We start from the raw sequence: 17,290 nt of genomic DNA, 5'->3' as shown, positions 1-17,290 counted from the left end.
CCGCCGATACAGCGCGAGTAGCTATTAAATAAAGAGCAACTCTAGAACAGCGTCACTGGCCGCCCGTTGGCGGCGGCCCCAGCGCTTCGATGGCGGCCCATTCCTCGTCGGTGTACAGCCGTGAGCGCGTGAGAAAGCGCATGCCCGTGGGCCCTTCGAGCGAGAACATGCCCCCGCCGCCCGGCACCGCATCGATGAGGAGGTGCGTGTGCTCCCAGTACGCGAACTGCGAGCGGCTCATGTAGAACGGCTGCCCGGCGATCTCGCCCAGCAGCACGTCGGCACCGCCCAGCAGGAACTCCCCGCGTGCAAAGCACATGGGCGCGCTGCCGTCGCAGCAGCCACCCGACTGGTGGAACATCAGCGGCCCGTGCTGGGCCACCAGGCGCTTGATGAGCGCCGTGGCCTCGGGCGTGGCCGACACGCGGGTGGCGGGCGGCGCTGGCGTGGTCATGGCGTTACCTGTGCCGCGGCGTCAGGCCGCCATGTCCAGCACCACGCGGCCCTGGATCTGGCCCTTGTGCATGCGCGCGAACACGTCGTTGATGTTCTCCAGCTTCTCGGTGCGCACCGTGGCCTTCACCTGGCCGCGCGCGGCGAAGTCCAGCGACTCCTGCAGGTCCAGACGCGTGCCGACGATGGAGCCGCGCACGGTCACGCCGCGCAGCACCATGTCGAAGATGGGCAGAGGGAAGTTGCCCGGCGGCAACCCGTTGAGCGACACCGTGCCGCCACGCCGCACCATGCCCAGCGCCTGCTCGAAGGCCTTGGGCGACACGGCCGTGACCAGCGCGCCGTGCGCGCCGCCGATCTCCTTTTGCAGGAAGGCGGCCGGGTCGGTGTCGCGCGCGTTCACCGTCACGCTGGCGCCCAGCTGGCGGGCCAGCGCGAGCTTGTCGTCGTCCACGTCCACCGCAGCCACATTCAGCCCCATGGCGCGGGCGTACTGCACGGCCATGTGGCCCAGGCCGCCAATGCCGGAAATCGCCACCCAGTCGCCGGGCTTGGTGTCGGTCACCTTCAGGCCTTTGTACACGGTCACGCCGGCGCACAGCACGGGGGCGATGTCCACGAAGCCCAGGTCTTTCGGCAGGCGGCCCACGTAGTTGGGGTCGGCCAGCGCGTAGTCGGCAAAACCGCCGTTGACCGAATACCCCGTGTTGCTCTGCGACTCGCACAGCGTCTCCCAACCGCCCAGGCAGTGCGTGCAACGGCCGCAGGCCGAGTGCAGCCAGGGCACGCCCACGCGGTCGCCTTCCTTCACATGCTTGACGTTGGCGCCCACGGCGGCGACGAAGCCCACGCCCTCATGCCCCGGGATGAAGGGCGGATTGGGCTTGACGGGCCAGTCGCCCTCGGCGGCGTGCAGGTCGGTGTGGCACACGCCCGAGGCCTCGATCTTCACCAGGATCTGGTCGGCGGCGGGGGTGGGCACGGGCACCTCTTCGATCGTCAGCGGCTTGCCGAACTCGCGGACCACGGCGGCTTTCATTGTCTTGGCTGGCATGGGATAAACCTCCTTCTCTGTGCAAATGAACGCAAGGGGAGCCCCCGTGCACCAGCCGCCCCCGCTGGGACGGCCAGTGGGGGCGCTGTATGGGCTTAGAAGAAGCCCAGCGGCTGCTGGGTGTAGCTCACCAGCAGGTTCTTGGTCTGCTGGTAGTGGTCCAGCATCATCTTGTGGTTCTCACGGCCGATGCCCGACTGCTTGTAGCCGCCAAACGCGGCGTGCGCGGGGTAGTGGTGGTAGCAGTTGGTCCACACGCGCCCGGCCTGGATACCCTTGCCCATGCGGAAGGCGCGCGCGCCATCACGGCTCCACACGCCCGCGCCCAGGCCGTAGAGCGTGTCGTTGGCGATCTCCAGCGCCTCTTCTTCGGTCTTGAATGTGGTCACCGAGACCACGGGCCCGAAGATTTCTTCCTGGAAGATGCGCATCTTGTTGTGGCCCTTGAACACCGTGGGCTGCACGTAGTAGCCGCCGGCCAGGTCGCCGCCCAGGGCGGTGTTGCGCGCGCCGCCGATGAGGCACTGGGCGCCTTCCTGCTTGCCCAGGTCCAGGTAAGAAAGGATCTTTTCCAGTTGCTCCTGCGAGGCCTGGGCGCCGATCATGGTGTTCTTGTCCAGCGGGTGGCCCTGCTGGATGGCGGCCACGCGCTTGAGCGCGCGCTCCATGAAGCGCTCGTAGATCGATTCCTGGATCAACGCGCGGCTGGGGCAGGTGCAGACCTCGCCCTGGTTCAGCGCGAACATCGCAAAGCCTTCCAGCGCCTTGTCGAAGAAGCCGTCGTCGGCGGACATCACGTCCTCGAAGAAGATGTTGGGGCTCTTGCCGCCCAGCTCCAGCGTCACGGGAATGATGTTCTGGCTGGCGTACTGCATGATGAGCCGGCCCGTGGTGGTCTCGCCCGTGAAGGCTATTTTTGCGATGCGGTTGCTGGAGGCCAGCGGCTTGCCAGCCTCCAGGCCAAAGCCGTTGACCACGTTGACTACGCCCGGCGGCAGCAGGTCGCCAATGATCTCCATCAGTACCAGGATGGAGGCGGGCGTCTGCTCCGCGGGTTTCAGCACCACGCAGTTGCCCGCAGCCAGCGCGGGGGCGAGCTTCCACACCGCCATCAGGATGGGGAAGTTCCACGGAATGATCTGCCCGACCACGCCCAGTGGCTCATGGAAGTGGTAGGCGATGGTGTCGGCGTCGATCTCGCTGATGCCGCCTTCCTGCGCGCGCACGGCGCCGGCGAAGTAGCGGAAGTGGTCGATGGCCAGCGGAATGTCGGCTGCCATGGTCTCGCGCAGCGGCTTGCCGTTGTCGATGGTCTCGGCCACGGCGATCTGCAGCAGGTTGGCTTCCATGCGGTCGGCGATGCGGTTCAGGATGTTGGCGCGCTCGGTGGTCGAGGTGCGGCCCCACGCGGCCTTGGCTTTGTGCGCGGCGTCCAGTGCGGCGTCGATGTCCTTGCTGTTGGAGCGCGGCACGGCCGTGAACTTCTGGCCGTTGATGGGCGAGATGTTCTCGAAGTACTGCCCGTCCACGGGCGCCACCCACTGCCCGCCGATGTAGTTGCCGTACTGCTGCTTGTAGGGGTTGGCGATGCCAAGGCTGGCGATTTCGGCCATGTTCATGTGGTGTCTCCTGAATGCTTGTGAAGGAATGCCACCGATGCGGCGGCGGCAGTGCCTCAGTGCAAGCGCCGTGCCAGAACGGCTGCAGAGGGGAGGGGCGGTGGGGCGTGCCGCGGCTGTGCCGCAGCGGCGCAGCCGTGTGCCATAACGCAACAGTGCGTCGGCCCATGACGGAACACCCGTTGGGGGTGCAGCCGTACGGATGTGCTCAGATTGCTATGCTTTATATAGCTGCCAGCGCAGTATGCGAGGGCGTTTTAGGCGCTTTTGCCTGATCTACTCCCGCGGATCACTCGGCGCCGGGTGTGCCGCCTGTGGGGCCGTTGGCGGGCGGGGTGGGTTTGAGACGCGGCAGGGCTGCCAGATGCTGCGCTGCCTTGTGGGCCTGTTCCACGGCGCGGCGCAGGTCGCCCAGCAGGCCCGTCCACTCGTGCACGGCCGTCACTTCCAGCAAGCCCTGGGCACCCGCGCGCAGCACGGCGGCCTTGGCGGCTTCATACGCCGCGTCGAACACGGTGTGTGCGGTGTTCACCTGGTCCAGGTCGTGGGCCTTGGGATCGGCGGCGGCAAAAAAATCCAGCGCCGCGGTGAAGGCCAGGGGCAGCGCGGCCAGGGGGTGGCCTTCGGGCGTGGTGGGCGCTACCGTTGCGGGGTGCGTGACGCGCAGCGCCTGCTGGCCCACCTGGTGCATGACACGCGCCAGCGTGTCGTAGTAGCCCGCAATGCGCAGCAGCTCGGGCATCTGGTCGGCCACGTCGCGCGATAGCGGCTGGCGGCTCACGTCGCTCACAAACGCGCCCACCTGCTGCTGCAGCTGCTCCAGCGCCTGCAACTGGCGCGTGAGCTGGCTCGCGGCCTGTGCGCCGGCCGGTTGCCAGGGCAGGGCGACGGGCGCCATGCGGGTGGCATCCGACGCCAGCTGCAGTGCCAGGTGGCCTACGCGCGCCATCTCGCGGCGCAGCGCCTGCAGGGCCAGCGCGGGCACGGCGGCCACGTTGTGGTCCAGGAACTGCGCACGGGCCACGTCTTCGTCCGCCGAGCGAAAGCGTGCCAGCAGAAAGCGCGCAAGCGGCCCCGACAGCGGCCACATGAGCAGCACGCCCAGCAGGTTGAACGCGGTGTGGAAGATCACGAGCTGCGTCACTGCGTCTCCCTCACCCGTGAGCCATACGCCCAGGTGATGGATGGCCGCGAGCAGGGGCGACAGCAGCGCCAGGGCCGCCGCGGCCGTCACCACGTTGAACAGCACGTGTGCCGCCGCCAGGCGCCGCGCGTTGGAAGTGGCGTGGATGGCGGCCAGGATGCCCGTGAGCGTGGTGCCCACGTTGGCGCCGATGACCACGCCCGCGCCCACTTCCACCGCCAGCGAGCCGCCCGCCACGGCCGTGAGCACCACCGCCAGCGTGGCCGACGAGGCCTGCAGCACCACCGTCATGCCCAGGCCGATGAGCACTGCCAGCGCCAGGCCCGGCAGGTCGCTGGACAGCGGTGGCAGCGCCTGCGGACCCAGCCCGGTGAAGCCCTGGCGCAGCAGTTCGATGCCCAGGAACAGCACGCCGAACCCCGCCACCGCCTGGCCCAGCGCCCCGCGCCGCGTGCCGCTGCCGGTGATTTGCAGCGCCATGCCGATGCCGATGAACGGAAGGGCGAAGGCATCGGCCTTCACCGCAAAGCCTAGCCACGCGACGAGCCAGCCGGTGACCGATGAACCCAGATTGGAGCCGAACACCACCCACAGCGCGGAGCTGAAGCCCAGCAACCCCGCGTTGACGAAACCGATGGCCGCCACCGTCATGGCGGTGGACGATTGCACCAGCGCCGTGAGCGCCACCCCGGTCACCAGCCCGTGCAGCGGCGTGCGCGTCCAGGCGGCCAGGATGCGCTCCAGCGCGCGCCCGGCCGCCAGCTTGAGCCCGTCGGTCAGCATGGTCATGCCCAGCAGGAACAGGCCGATGCCGCCCAGCAGGGTGCCGGCGGCAATCAGGGGAGTGGCGGTGGCGGTCAAGGCGGCGGCGCGGTGGTTTTGTTCGGGTAGACCGGTAGGTGCGTGCCGACGGGGCGGTGCGGCAGAGGCGCTTTTATTTTGATAGCTGCTCGCGCTTGCTACAAGCGCTCTGGGGCTATTTTAGGTCATTGATCGGTAGTGTGGAGCGCCTTACGGGCGGCGCGGTGCACGGCGTGCGCTGTCAACCGCCCGCCCGCCCGCGTGCAGTCTGTGGCGGCTGCCGCCTACAGGGGCGCGGGGCCGCGCAGCAGACAATACGCGCCGGACACGACTTCGAGAAGCGATGCAAGGGGACAACGCCATGGGCAACAGCGGGCCGCAGGAGCCGACCGATTCCAGGCCGGCCAGGGATACGGGGGCGGCGCGCGGCGCCACCGCTTCGGGCTATCCGCCGCAGCGCACCGTGCACACCGCCACGGCCTTGGACGCCACGGTGCCCAGCCTGCGGTTCATGATCGGCCTGGTGATCGCGGCGCTGGTGGTCGCGGGCCTGTATTTCGGCCGTACGCTGCTGGTGCCGCTGGCATTGGCGTTCCTGCTGAGCTTCGTGCTGGAGCCGCTGGTGGCGCAGCTCAAGCGCATGGGCCTGCCGCGCCTGCCCTCGGTCATCGTGGTGGTGATGGCCATGCTGATGGTGCTGGGCGTGGGGGCGCTGTTCGTCGGTAACGAGGCGCGCGAGCTGAGCGCGCAGCTGCCCTCCTACCAGAGCACCATCCGCAAGAAGCTGCGCAGCCTGCGCCAGGAGTTGCGCGCGCCCGGCATGTTCGACGGCGCCAAGCGCACCTTCGACATCGTGCAGCGCGAGGTGGAGGCGGCCGCTCCCGCCTTGTCGGGTGCCACGCGCGCGCCGGCCGTGCAAAAGGTGCAGGTGCAGCCGCCCGTGCTGTCGCCCGCCAACCAGCTCATGGCCGCGCTCTCGGCGGTCAGTGGGCCGCTCACCCAGGCGGGCCTGGTGCTGGTGTTCGTGATCTTCATCCTGCTGGACCGTGTAGACCTGCGCGACCGCCTGCTGCGCCTGTGGGGGGGCAATCTGCACCGCGCCACCGATGCCATGGACGAGGCGGGCGACCGCATCACGCGCTACCTGACCATGCAACTGCTGGTGAACGTGACCTACGGCATTCCCATGGCGGCGGGCCTGTGGCTCATCGGCGTGCCCGGTGCCGTGCTGTGGGGGTCGCTGGCCGCGGTGATGCGCTTCGTGCCCTACCTGGGGCCGTTCATTGCCGCGGCGTTTCCGCTCACCCTCGCTTTCGCGGTGGACCCGGGCTGGGACCTGGTGCTGTGGACGATCGGCCTCATCGTGCTGCTGGAACTGGTGAGCAACAACGTCATCGAGCCCTGGCTGTATGGGTCCAGCACCGGGCTGTCGGCGCTGTCGCTCATCGTGGCGGCCACCTTCTGGGCGGCGCTGTGGGGGCCGGTGGGGCTCATCATGTCCACGCCGCTCACCGTGTGCCTGCTGGTGATCGGCCGGTATCTGCCGCAGTTGGCCTTCCTGGAGGTGCTGCTGGGCAGCCGGCCGGTGCTGGATGAGCCCACGCGCATCTACCAGCGCCTGCTGGCGGGCGACGCGGCGGAGGCGATCGAGTTGAGCACCACCCGCATCGAGGCCTTGAAGGGCGCCGTGCCCGCTTTCTACGGCCAGGTGGGCGTGCCCGTGCTGCGCATGGCCGTGGGCGACCATGCGCAGGTGGCCACGCCCGAGCACCGCCTGCGCCTGGTCGAAGGCATGGACGCGCTGCTGGACGAGCTGGAGGAGCAGTACCCGGTGCCCGACGCCGCTGCGCAAGAGCCGGTGGTGTGCCTGGGCGGCAAGTGGGAGGTGGATCTGTTCGCGGCGCGCATGCTGGCGCATGCGCTGTCGCTGCAGCATTGCCCGGCGCTGGCGCGCGTGGAGGGCGCCATGAGCGCCGAACATCTGGATGGCCTGGACCTGGACGCCGTGCGCGTGGTCTGCGTGGTGTGGCTCGCGCCCGAGCCCACCGCCGCCGCGCGGCACCTGTGCCGCAGGCTCAAGCGCCGCTGGCCGCATGTGCACATCGTGCTGGCGCTGTGGGGTGGGGTGCAGTCCCAGCCGCAAGACGAGCTGAGTGCCCAACTGGGCGCCGACGCGCTGGCCCTGTCGCTGGAGGAAACCCTGGCCCAGGTGGCGCAGCTGCAGGGCGCCAGCGTGGAAGGCGCCTACACCCCCGCGCCCATTCCCGCGGACGACGAGGCGCGCCTGCGCGCCCTGCAGGCCAGCGGCGTGCTGGACAGCCCCGCGCTGCAGCAGCTGTGCCAGCACACGGCCCAGCGCGCGGCCGACATCTTCGACGTACCGTTGGCGATGGTGTCGTTGGTGGATCGCGAGCGGCAGGTCACGCTGTGTGCGCACGGCCCGTTGTCGGCCGGCGGGGGGCAGGCCTGCTCGGCGGGTCAGGGCCTGCCGCGCGGCCTGTCGCTGTGCGGGCATGTGGTGGCGCGGCAGCGGTCGCTGGTGGTGCTCGACATTGCGCGGGATGCGCGCTTTGCCGGCAATCCGGCGCTGCGCGAGCAGGGTCTGCGCTTTTACGCGGGCGTTCCGCTGCGCGACGCGGCGGGCCATGCGCTGGGCGCGCTGTGCCTGATGGACACCGCGCCGCGCGCGTTCGATGAGCGGGAAAAGCGGTTGCTGCAGGCCATGGCCAATGACCTCATGGCCGGCTGGCGCGACGCCCAGGCCGCGGGCGGCCCGGCGCTACCCGCGGGCCAGGCCGCGCCATCGGCCACGGTGGGTCAGGTGGTGCCGCAGTAGCCGACGTCCGAAATCGTCCGAAATGGTCTGAAGTAGGAGCGACCGGCGCGGCCAGGGCCGGGGCAGGCCCTGTCTCCAGCGCGTTACTTGGTGCCGAAGATGCGGTCGCCCGCATCGCCCAAGCCGGGCAGTATGTAGCCGTGGTCGTTGAGTTCGCGGTCGATGGCGGCGGTGTAGATGGGCACGTCGGGGTGGGCCTTTTGCAGCGTGGCCACGCCCTCGGGTGCAGCCAGCAGGCACACGAACTTGATCGAGCGCGGCTGCAGTTGCTTGAGGCGCGCGACGGCCGCGGCGGCGGAGTTGCCGGTGGCCAGCATCGGATCCACGACGATGATGTCGCGCTCGGCCATCTCCGAGGGCATCTTGAAGTAGTACTCGACCGGCTGCAGCGTGTCCGGGTCGCGGTACAGGCCGATGTGGCCGATGCGCGCGCCCGGCACCACGTTGAGCATGCCGTCCAGGAAGCCGTTGCCCGCGCGCAGGATGGACACGAGCACGAGCTTCTTGCCGTCGATGACCTTGCCGGTCATGGTCTCCAGGGGGGTTTCGATCTGGATGTCCTGCAGCGGCATGTCGCGCGTGACTTCGTAAGCCATCAGGGTGGACAGCTCGCCCAGCAGGCGGCGGAAGCTGTTGGTGCTGGCGTCCTTCTTGCGCATCAGGGTCAGCTTGTGCTGTACCAGGGGGTGGTCGATGACGTGGACGTTGCTCATGGGCTGGTGCCTCTTATTGGGATAGAAAAAAGACCGGAGCCGGAATTTTGCACTCTGGCGCCAAGCCCCTGCGCGCGGGCAGCGCCGACGCACCGCCGACGCACCGCCGGCCAGAGGCCCATCCGCCTCAGGTCAATCTGCCGACGCCGCGGTCAGCAGCTGTGCGTAGCGGGTCATGTCCACGTTGCCGCCGCTGATGACGACGCCCACGCGCTTGCCCTGCAGCCGCACGCCGCCATGGCACGCGCCCGCCAGTCCCAGCGCGCCCGTGGGCTCGACCACGATCTTCATGCGTTCGGCAAAGAAGTGCATCGCGCTCATGAGCTGCGCATCGGTGGCGGTCACGATGTCAGAAACGCCGGCGTGGATGAGGGGGAAGGTGAGCGCGCCCAGTGCCTGCGTCTGCGCACCGTCGGCAATCGTCTGCGGTGTGTCGATGCGCACCACGTGGCCTGCGTTGAGGGACTGCTGTCCGTCGTTGCCGGTCTCGGGCTCCACGCCGACCACCTTGCACTGCGGCGCCAGTTCGCGCGCTGCCAGCAGGCAGCCCGACAGCAGGCCGCCGCCGCCCAGCGGCACGAACAGGTAGTCCAGGTGCGGCACGTCCTCGAACAGCTCCTTGGCCACCGTGCCCTGGCCGGCGATCACGTGGGCGTGGTCGAAGGGCGGAATCAGCGTCATGCCGCGCTCGGTGGCCAGGCGGCGGCTGATGGCCTCGCGGTCTTCGGTGAAGCGGTTGTAGGTGACCACCTCGGCGCCGTAGCCGCGCGTGGCGGCTATCTTTGCAAGCGGCGCATCCTCCGGCATGACGATGACTGCGGGAATCTCCAGCAGCCGCGCCGACAGCGCGATGGCCTGCGCATGGTTGCCCGACGAGAACGCGATCACTCCGCGCTGGCGCTGCGCCTCGCTGAACTGCACCAGTGCGTTGAACGCGCCGCGGAACTTGAACGCGCCCATGCGCTGCAGGTTTTCGCACTTGAAGAACACCTGCGCTCCGAGCAGCGCATCCAACGTGCTGGAACTCAGCACCGGCGTGCGGTGTGCCATGCCCTTGAGGCGATGGGCCGCTTCGGCAACGTCGTCGTAGGTGGGCAGCGGAGGGCGCGGCAGGTGCATGGCTGTGGGCGAACGCTGGTGAATGGAAACGCGGCGCGGTGCCGCGCCGCAGGCGGGTTGCCGCATCATAGCCCGACACCCGGCGGTATATGCCTCGATTGGCCTGCAACGCCCTTGCAGCAAGCGCACCCAGCTATCAACTTTGCAACCGGGGCCGCGCGGCGCGTGCGTCAGCCGAGTTCGCTAAAGCGCTTGAGCGGCGCCAGCGCCGGGAAGTCGCCCGCGCGCTTGGCCTGCATGGCGGAGACGGCCTCGCCCACGTGGCGGTTGCTCCAGATGGCGCCCTGCAGCCAGCCCATCTGGCGCAGGCTATCGTGCACGCCGTGGTCGCGCGCATAGCGCACGGCCTGCTTGGTGCCCCAGACGGCCACCGGCGGCTTGGTGGCAATCTCGTTCGCGCAGGCCAGGGCGCCGGCCACCAGCGTTTCGTGCGAGTCGAACAGCTGCGTGACCAGTCCGCATTCCAGCGCGCGCTCGGCCGGCAGGCGGCGGCCGGTGTAGGCCAGCTCGTTCAGCAGGCCCAGCGGCATGAGCTTGGGCAGGCGCTGCAGGCTGCCCACGTCGGCCACCATGCCGATGTTGATCTCCTGGATGCAGAAGAAGGCATCGCGCGTGGCATAGCGGATGCAGGCGGCCGCCACCATGTCCAGTGCGCCACCGATGCAGCCGCCGTGGATGGCCGCGATCACGGGGATGCGCAACTCTTCGATGCGCGTGAAGGTGGCCTGCATGTCCGTCAGCTGGTCGAACACGGCGGCGCGCCCCTCGGGGCTGCGGTCGTCCAGCGTGATCGCGCCGCCGAAGGTCTCCAGCGCCATGCCCGCGCTGAAGTGCTTGCCCGTGCTGCTGATGACCAGCGCGCGCGCATCGCTGCCGCGGTGCAGGTCGGCCAGCAGGGCGTCCAGCTCGCGCCAGAACTGCGGGTGCATGGTGTTCATGGCCTCGGGGCGGTTCAGCACCAAGTGGGCCACGTGGTCGGTGACGGTGAGGGTGAAGCAGGTGAGGGTGTTCATGGCGCGACTGTAGGAGTGGCCGGCGGGCCGGGACGTCGCTTGCGCGACGGTGCGGTGGTCATCGGGCACTGACCGAAATCGGCCTGCAGCGCTTGTAGGGCAAGCGCAGGCAGCTATTTGATGCATAGCAAAGAAGCGCCATCTCGCGCGGCGCCACCGGCAGGCGCCCCTCTGTCGCGGTCCAGCTCGTCTGGCGGCGAGGTATACACTTTGCCGCTGCGGCGCAGGCCGCATTTTTTGTTGGCTCCAAGCAAAGGAATCGCAGCCATGGGCGCGCAATGGAAGGCAAAGGGCAAGGCGCTGGTCGCCGATGCCAAGGGCAGGCTTTTTGGGAAGCTGGTCAAGGAAATCATCGTCGCCGCGCGCGCGGGCGCGGACCCGGCCGGTAATTCGCGCCTGCGCCTGGCCATCGAGGCGGCGCGCAAGGCGTCCATGCCCAAGGACACGCTGGAGCGTGCCATCAAGAAGGGTTCGGGCGTGGGGGGCGACGCGGTGAACTACGAGCGCGTGATCTACGAGGGCTTTGCCCCGCACCAGGTGCCGGTGATGGTGGAGTGCCTGACCGACAACGTGAACCGCACGGCGCCCGAGATGCGCGTGTGCTTTCGCAAGGGGCAGATGAGCGCCGTGGCCTGGGACTTCGACCACGTGGGCATGATCGAGGGCGAGCCCGAGCAAGCCGGCGCCGATGCGGAACTGGCCGCCATCGAGGCCGGCGCGCAGGACTTCGAGCCCGGCGAGGAAGAGGGCCAGACCCTGTTCCTGACCGACCCCTCGGACCTGGATGCGGTGGCCAAGGCCTTGCCCGGGTTCGGCTTCAAGGTGCTGTCGGTCAAGCTGGGCTACAAGGCCAAGAACCCGGTGAGCATGGCCAACCTTTCGCCCGAGGCGCAGGAGGAAGTGCAGGCCTTCCTGGCGGGCATCGAGAACAACGACGACGTGCAGAACGTGTTCGTGGGGCTCGTGGACTGATGCACGCCATGCACCGTGCCGCCAAGGCCCCCGTCCACCCACGAAAAAGCCGCTGAACAGCGGCTTTTTTCATGGGCGCCTCGGTGCTTGGTTAGCGGCGCACGGTGCCGGCGTCCTGGCCGAAGAGGATCTTCTTGGCCGCCTCGTCCACCGTGGGTGCGGTGTTGATGGTCTGTGCCAGCGCGTAGGCGCGGCCGGTGGCGGGCCGTGCCTGGATGCGCTCGAACCAGGCCCGCAGGTGCGGGAAATCCGCCAGGTCCTGGCGCTGCCTCTCATGCGGCACGATCCAGGGGTAGCAGGCCATGTCGGCAATGGAATAGTCCCCTGCGATGTAGTCGCGCCCGTCGGCCAGGTGCTTGTCCAGCACACCGTACAGGCGCGCGGTTTCCTTCACGTAGCGGTCGATGGCGTAGGGCACCGGCTCGGGCGCGTATTGCGTGAAGTGGTGGTTCTGCCCGGCCATGGGCCCCAGGCCGCCCATCTGCCAGAACAGCCACTGCAGCGCCTCGTTGCGCCCGCGTGAGTTGCGCGGGATGAACCGGCCGGTCTTGTCGGCCAGGTACAGCAGGATGGCGCCGGACTCGAACACCGACAGCGGCGCGCCGCCATCCGCGGGCGCCTGGTCCACGATGGCGGGGATGCGGTTGTTGGGCGCGATGCGCAGAAAGTCCGGCGCGAACTGCTCGCCCCGGCCGATGTTCACCGGGTGCACGCGGTAGGGCAGGCCGCTTTCCTCCAGGAAGAGGGTGATCTTGTGGCCGTTGGGCGTGGTCCAGTAATACAGGTCGATCATCGGACGCTCCTTAAATAATAGCTGTTAGCGCTTGATAGACGGGCGTTGGAGCTGAATTTGGCTTGGAACGCCTCAGCGCTTCCTGCCGCCGAAGATGCCGCCCAGCACGCCGCGCAGTATTTCCTTGCCCAGGCTGGTGCCCATGGTGCGTACGGCCGACTTGGCCATGGTCTGCACCAGGCCGTCGCGCTTGCCGCCGCGCGGCCCGGTGCTGCCGAACAGCACGTCGTTCAGGCCGCCCATGAGGCCGCTGTCGCCCTGCGCCGTGCCGTTGCCGGGGGCACTGGGGGCATTGCTGGCAGCCTGCTCGGCGCGGCCGCGCAGCTTCTCGTAGGCGGATTCGCGGTCCACGGCCTGCTCGTAGGTGCCCGCGACGAGCGATCCGCCGATGAGTGCGCGGCGCTGCACGTCGGTGATGGGGCCGATCTGGCTGCCGGGCGGCAGCACGTACACGCGCTCGGTCTCGCTGGGGCGGCCCTTGGCGTCGAGGAAGCTCACCAGCGCCTCGCCCACGGCCAGCTCGGTGATGGCGGCCTCGATGTCCAGGCCCGCCTTGGGGCGCATGGTGGTGGCCGTGGCCTTCACGGCCTTCTGGTCGCGCGGGGTGAAGGCGCGCAGCGCGTGCTGCACGCGGTTGCCCAGCTGGGCCAGCACGCTGTCGGGGATGTCCAGCGGGTTCTGGGTGACGAAATACACGCCGACCCCCTTGGAGCGCACCAAGCGCACCACCAGTTCGATGCGTTCCACGAGCACCTTGGGCGCTTCGTTGAACAGCAGGTGGGCTTCGTCGAAGAAGAACACCAGCTTGGGCTTTTCGGGGTCGCCGATCTCGGGCAGGGTTTCGAACAGCTCCGACAGCATCCACAGCAGGAACGTGGCGTACAGGCGCGGCGAGTTCATGAGCTTGTCGGCCGCCAGGATGTTGACCACGCCGCGCCCGTCCACGGTCTGCATGAAGTCCTGGATGTTGAGCATGGGCTCGCCAAAGAACTGGTCGCCGCCCTGCGTCTCGATCTGCAGCAGCCCGCGCTGGATGGCGCCCACGCTGGCCGTGGAGATGTTGCCGTACTCGGTGGTGAAGTCCTTGGCGTTGTCACCCACGTAGGTGAGCATGGCGCGCAGGTCCTTCAGGTCCAGCAGCAGCAGGCCGTTGTCGTCCGCGATCTTGAACACCAGGTTGAGCACGCCCAGCTGGGTTTCGTTCAGGTTCAGCATGCGCCCCAGCAAGAGCGGCCCCATGTCCGAGATGGTCGCGCGCACGGGGTGGCCCTGCGTGCCGAACACGTCCCACAGCGTGGTGGGGCAGGCCGTGGGCTCGGGCGCGGCCAAGCCGCGGTCGGCCAGCGTCTTGCCCAGCTTCTCGCCAATGGTGCCCTTTTGGCTGATGCCGGTGAGATCGCCCTTCACGTCGGCCATGAACACCGGCACGCCGATGCGCGAGAACTGCTCGGCCAGCGTCTGCAGCGTCACGGTCTTGCCGGTGCCGGTGGCGCCGGTGATCAGGCCGTGCCGGTTGGCCAGGCCCGGCAGCAGGTGGCATTGCGTGGAATCACGCTGTGCAATCAGGAGAGGTTCGGACATGGCGGTAGTGATGGGGTGAGTCAAAAGTAAAATCGCGGCCGCAAGATTAAATCAATCAAAGGACGCTGCAGTGGCAGGACACAGTAAATGGGCCAACATCCAGCACCGCAAGGGGCGCCAGGATGAAAAGCGCGGAAAGATCTGGACCCGCATCATTCGTGAAATCACCGTCGCGGCGCGCACGGGTGGCGGCGACCCCTCGGCCAACCCGCGTCTGCGCCTGGCCATCGACAAGGCCAAGGCCGCCAACATGCCGGCCGACCGCATCAAGTACAACATCGACAAGGCCTCGGGCACGCTGGAAGGCGTGAGCTACGAGGAAATCCGCTACGAGGGCTACGGCATCGGCGGCGCCGCGATCATCGTGGACACCATGACCGACAACCGCGTGCGCACCGTGGCTGAAGTGCGCCACGCCTTCAGCAAGTACGGCGGCAACATGGGCACGGAAGGCTCCGTGGCCTTTCAGTTCAAGAACGTGGGCCAGATCATCTTCGCCCCCGGCACCAGCGAGGACAAGGTCATGGAAGTGGCCCTGGAGGCGGGCGCCGAGGACGTGATCACCGATGATGAGGGTGCCATCGAGGTGCTGACCGCGCCCGGCGATTTCGAGGCGGTGCGCGATGCGCTGGGGGCTGCGGGCCTTCAGCCGGAGGTGGCCGAGGTCACCATGCGCCCCGAGAACACCATCGCCCTGGAGGGCGACGATGTCGCGCGCATGCAAAAGCTCCTGGACATGATCGAAGACCTCGACGATGTGCAAGAGGTCTACCACAACGCAGAGCTCTAGGAACTTGAGCACCGACACCCTATGAAAATCCTAGTCATTGGCGGCGGCGGCCGGGAACACGCACTGGCCTGGAAGCTGAGCCAGTCCCCCAAGACCTCCAAGGTGTACGTGGCGCCCGGCAACGGCGGCACGGCGCTGTCGCCAAAGTATGAGAACGTGCCCATCAGCGACGTGACGGCCCTGCGCGAGTGGGCGCAGGCGCAGAAGATCGCGCTCACCGTGGTCGGCCCCGAGGCACCGCTGGCCGCTGGCGTGGTGGACGAGTTCCGTACCCACGGCCTGCGCATCTTCGGCCCCACGCAGGCTGCCGCGCAACTGGAAAGCTCCAAGGCCTTCTCCAAGGCTTTCATGAAGCGCCACGGCATCCCCACGGCCGAGTACGAGACCTTCACCGACCCGCAGGCCGCGCATGCCTACGTGGACCGTCTGGGCGCACCCATCGTCATCAAGGCCGACGGCCTGGCGGCGGGCAAGGGCGTGGTGGTAGCCATGACGCTGCAGGAGGCCCACGACGCCGTGGACTTCATGCTGGTGGACAACAAGTACGGCGTCGCCCACAACGAAGGCGGCGCCCGCGTGGTGATCGAGCAGTTCCTCGAAGGTGAGGAAGCCTCGTTCATCGTGCTGTGCGACGGCAAGAACGTCCTGGCGCTGGCCACCAGCCAGGACCACAAGCGCCTGAAGGATGGCGACCAAGGCCCCAACACCGGTGGCATGGGCGCGTATTCGCCTGCGCCGGTGGTCACGGCCGACGTGCATGCGCGCGCCATGCGCGAGGTGATCCTGCCCACCATCCGTGGCATGGAAAAAGACGGCATCCCCTACACGGGCTTTCTGTATGCCGGCCTGATGATCGACGCGACGGGCCATCCCAAAACGCTGGAGTTCAACTGCCGCATGGGTGACCCCGAGACACAGCCCATCCTCATGCGCCTCAAAAGCGACCTGGTGGAGGTGCTGGGGGCGGCCGTGGACGGCAAGCTCGACCAGGTGGAACTGCAGTGGGATCGCCGCACGGCGCTGGGCGTGGTGATGGCTGCCCAGGGCTACCCCGAGAACCCGCGCAAGGGCGACGCCATCACCGGCCTGCCGCAGGACGCGGACGACGCCATGGTCTTCCACGCCGGCACACAGCTCGTGGATGGCGTGGTGCGTACCAGTGGCGGGCGCGTGCTGTGCGTGACGGCGCTGGCCGACAGCGTCAAGCAGGTACAGCAGCGTGTGTATGACGTGGCGCGCGGCATTCACTTTGACGGCGCGCAGTACCGCCACGACATTGGCCACCGCGCGGTGAAGGCCAACGGATGACCACACAAAAACCCACCTTCAACACGGCGGACACCGTGGCCCGCGTGCGCGGCTATCTGGAGGGCCTGCAGGCGCGCATCACCAGCGCGCTGGAGGACATCGAGGGGCCGCAAAGCCAGGGGGGGGCGCGCTTTCGGTCCGATGCCTGGCGGCGCGAAAGCGGCTCTGCACTGCAGGGCGACGGCATCACGCGCATCCTGGAAGGTGGGCGCGTGTTCGAGCGCGCGGGCTGCGGCTTCTCGCATGTGAGCGGGCCGCGCCTGCCGCCCTCGGCCACGCAGCACCGGCCGGAGCTGGCGGGTGCGCCGTTCGAGGCCATGGGCGTGTCGCTGGTGTTTCACCCGCGCAACCCCTATGTGCCCACGGTGCACATGAACGTGCGCATGATCGCAGCTGGCACAGGTGCGGCGGGCACAGGTGCGGCAGGTCAGGCAGGCCAGGGCCCCATCTGCTGGTTCGGCGGCGGCATGGACCTTACGCCGTACTACGGTTTCGACGAGGATGCGGTGCACTTTCACCGTGCCTGCCGCGATGCGCTCGCACCCTTCGGCGAAGGCCTGTACCCGCGCTTCAAGACCTGGTGCGACGAGTACTTCTACCTTAAGCACCGCAATGAGCAGCGCGGCGTGGGCGGCATCTTCTTTGACGACTTCGCGGAGCTGGGCTTCGAGCAGAGCCTGGCCATGACACAGAGCGTGGGCGATGCCTTCCTGGGCGCCTACCTGCCCATCGTGCAGCGGCGCATGCACATGGACCATGGCGAGCGCGAACGCGAGTTCCAGCTCTACCGGCGTGGCCGCTATGTGGAGTTCAACCTGGTGTGGGACCGCGGCACGCACTTCGGCCTGCAGTCGGGTGGGCGCACGGAATCCATCCTGCTGTCCATGCCGCCGCTGGCGGCCTGGTCCTACCAGCGCGAGCCGCAGCCGGGTTCGCCCGAGGCGCTGTTGACCGAGCGCTTTCTGCAGCGCCGCGACTGGATCTGAGTGTGTGAGCGCGGGTAACTATAATTTCAATAGCTGCCTGCGCTTGACTATCAAGCACCAGACCCGTTTTTGATATCTGAAACATGCCCTGACAACCGCTCCGCGCCC

General features: G+C 68.2%; 14 protein-coding genes. 5 read left to right on the top strand and 9 right to left on the bottom strand.

Annotated features, from left to right (window positions below; all coding sequences use genetic code 11):
- Window positions 1-52: 52 nt before the first annotated feature.
- The 4 genes from K2L43_RS10355 to K2L43_RS10340 form a co-directional block, all read right to left on the bottom strand.
- On the bottom strand, window positions 53-454 hold the full coding sequence (locus K2L43_RS10355) for a DUF779 domain-containing protein (protein WP_088886849.1): 402 nt from the start codon (window positions 452-454) through the stop codon (window positions 53-55).
- A gap of 21 nt (window positions 455-475) precedes the next feature.
- A complete protein-coding gene (gene adhP / locus K2L43_RS10350; protein WP_011805140.1) occupies window positions 476-1,507 on the bottom strand; it encodes an alcohol dehydrogenase AdhP in 1,032 nt (343 codons plus the stop codon).
- 95 nt (window positions 1,508-1,602) lie between these two features.
- A complete protein-coding gene (gene adh, locus K2L43_RS10345; RefSeq protein ID WP_011805141.1) occupies window positions 1,603-3,126 on the bottom strand; it encodes an aldehyde dehydrogenase in 1,524 nt (507 codons plus the stop codon).
- Between the two features lie 289 nt (window positions 3,127-3,415).
- A complete protein-coding gene (locus K2L43_RS10340; protein WP_011805142.1) occupies window positions 3,416-5,131 on the bottom strand; it encodes a Na/Pi cotransporter family protein in 1,716 nt (571 codons plus the stop codon).
- A 283-nt stretch (window positions 5,132-5,414) separates the two neighbouring features.
- Here K2L43_RS10340 and K2L43_RS19165 point away from each other — a divergent pair, with 283 nt between their 5' ends.
- The gene (locus K2L43_RS19165) at window positions 5,415-7,907 is read left to right on the top strand and encodes an AI-2E family transporter (protein WP_220637483.1); all 2,493 of its coding nucleotides are present in this window, start codon (window positions 5,415-5,417) and stop codon (window positions 7,905-7,907) included.
- An 83-nt stretch (window positions 7,908-7,990) separates the two neighbouring features.
- Here K2L43_RS19165 and upp read toward each other — a convergent pair whose 3' ends face one another.
- The 3 genes from upp to K2L43_RS10320 all read right to left on the bottom strand — a co-directional run bounded on the left by upp (window position 7,991) and on the right by K2L43_RS10320 (window position 10,752).
- On the bottom strand, window positions 7,991-8,620 hold the full coding sequence (gene upp / locus K2L43_RS10330) for a uracil phosphoribosyltransferase (RefSeq protein ID WP_015913242.1): 630 nt from the start codon (window positions 8,618-8,620) through the stop codon (window positions 7,991-7,993).
- A 132-nt stretch (window positions 8,621-8,752) separates the two neighbouring features.
- Window positions 8,753-9,739 carry a threo-3-hydroxy-L-aspartate ammonia-lyase gene (locus tag K2L43_RS10325; protein WP_220637482.1) on the bottom strand — a complete coding sequence of 329 codons (987 nt, stop codon included), beginning with the start codon at window positions 9,737-9,739 and terminating at the stop codon, window positions 8,753-8,755.
- Window positions 9,740-9,909: 170 nt separating this feature from the next.
- The gene (locus tag K2L43_RS10320; RefSeq protein ID WP_220637481.1) at window positions 9,910-10,752 is read right to left on the bottom strand and encodes an enoyl-CoA hydratase-related protein; all 843 of its coding nucleotides are present in this window, start codon (window positions 10,750-10,752) and stop codon (window positions 9,910-9,912) included.
- Between the two features lie 267 nt (window positions 10,753-11,019).
- On the opposite strand from K2L43_RS10320, the gene K2L43_RS10315 reads away from it, so the two are divergent.
- Window positions 11,020-11,724, top strand: a complete 705-nt coding sequence (locus tag K2L43_RS10315) for a YebC/PmpR family DNA-binding transcriptional regulator (protein WP_103738260.1) — start codon at window positions 11,020-11,022, stop codon at window positions 11,722-11,724.
- A 91-nt stretch (window positions 11,725-11,815) separates the two neighbouring features.
- Here the strand turns inward: K2L43_RS10315 and K2L43_RS10310 are convergent, their stop codons facing one another.
- Together K2L43_RS10310 and K2L43_RS10305 are read right to left on the bottom strand one after the other, a co-directional pair.
- Window positions 11,816-12,517 (bottom strand): glutathione binding-like protein, encoded by a 702-nt coding sequence (locus tag K2L43_RS10310; protein WP_220637480.1) that lies wholly within the window; start codon window positions 12,515-12,517, stop codon window positions 11,816-11,818.
- A 72-nt stretch (window positions 12,518-12,589) separates the two neighbouring features.
- Window positions 12,590-14,098, bottom strand: coding sequence for a helicase HerA-like C-terminal domain-containing protein (locus K2L43_RS10305; protein WP_220637479.1), 1,509 nt, complete (start codon window positions 14,096-14,098; stop codon window positions 12,590-12,592).
- Between the two features lie 70 nt (window positions 14,099-14,168).
- Between K2L43_RS10305 and K2L43_RS10300 the strand changes: the two genes are divergently transcribed.
- Genes K2L43_RS10300 through hemF form a run of 3 tightly spaced genes read left to right on the top strand, consistent with a single transcriptional unit; the run spans window position 14,169 to window position 17,182 of the window.
- Window positions 14,169-14,888 (top strand): YebC/PmpR family DNA-binding transcriptional regulator, encoded by a 720-nt coding sequence (locus K2L43_RS10300; protein ID WP_011805149.1) that lies wholly within the window; start codon window positions 14,169-14,171, stop codon window positions 14,886-14,888.
- 21 nt (window positions 14,889-14,909) lie between these two features.
- Window positions 14,910-16,196 (top strand): phosphoribosylamine--glycine ligase, encoded by a 1,287-nt coding sequence (gene purD / locus K2L43_RS10295; RefSeq protein WP_220637478.1) that lies wholly within the window; start codon window positions 14,910-14,912, stop codon window positions 16,194-16,196.
- Window positions 16,193-17,182 (top strand): oxygen-dependent coproporphyrinogen oxidase, encoded by a 990-nt coding sequence (hemF, locus tag K2L43_RS10290; protein ID WP_220637477.1) that lies wholly within the window; start codon window positions 16,193-16,195, stop codon window positions 17,180-17,182. The genes purD and hemF overlap by 4 nt, the downstream gene beginning before the upstream one ends.
- Window positions 17,183-17,290 lie beyond the last annotated feature (108 nt).

The sequence above is a fragment of the Diaphorobacter sp. MNS-0 genome, assembly GCF_019602835.1.
Taxonomy (GTDB): domain Bacteria; phylum Pseudomonadota; class Gammaproteobacteria; order Burkholderiales; family Burkholderiaceae_C; genus Diaphorobacter; species Diaphorobacter nitroreducens.
The sequence above is the reverse complement of the archived record's forward strand: the minus strand, read 5'-3'. Positions and strand labels throughout refer to the sequence as shown.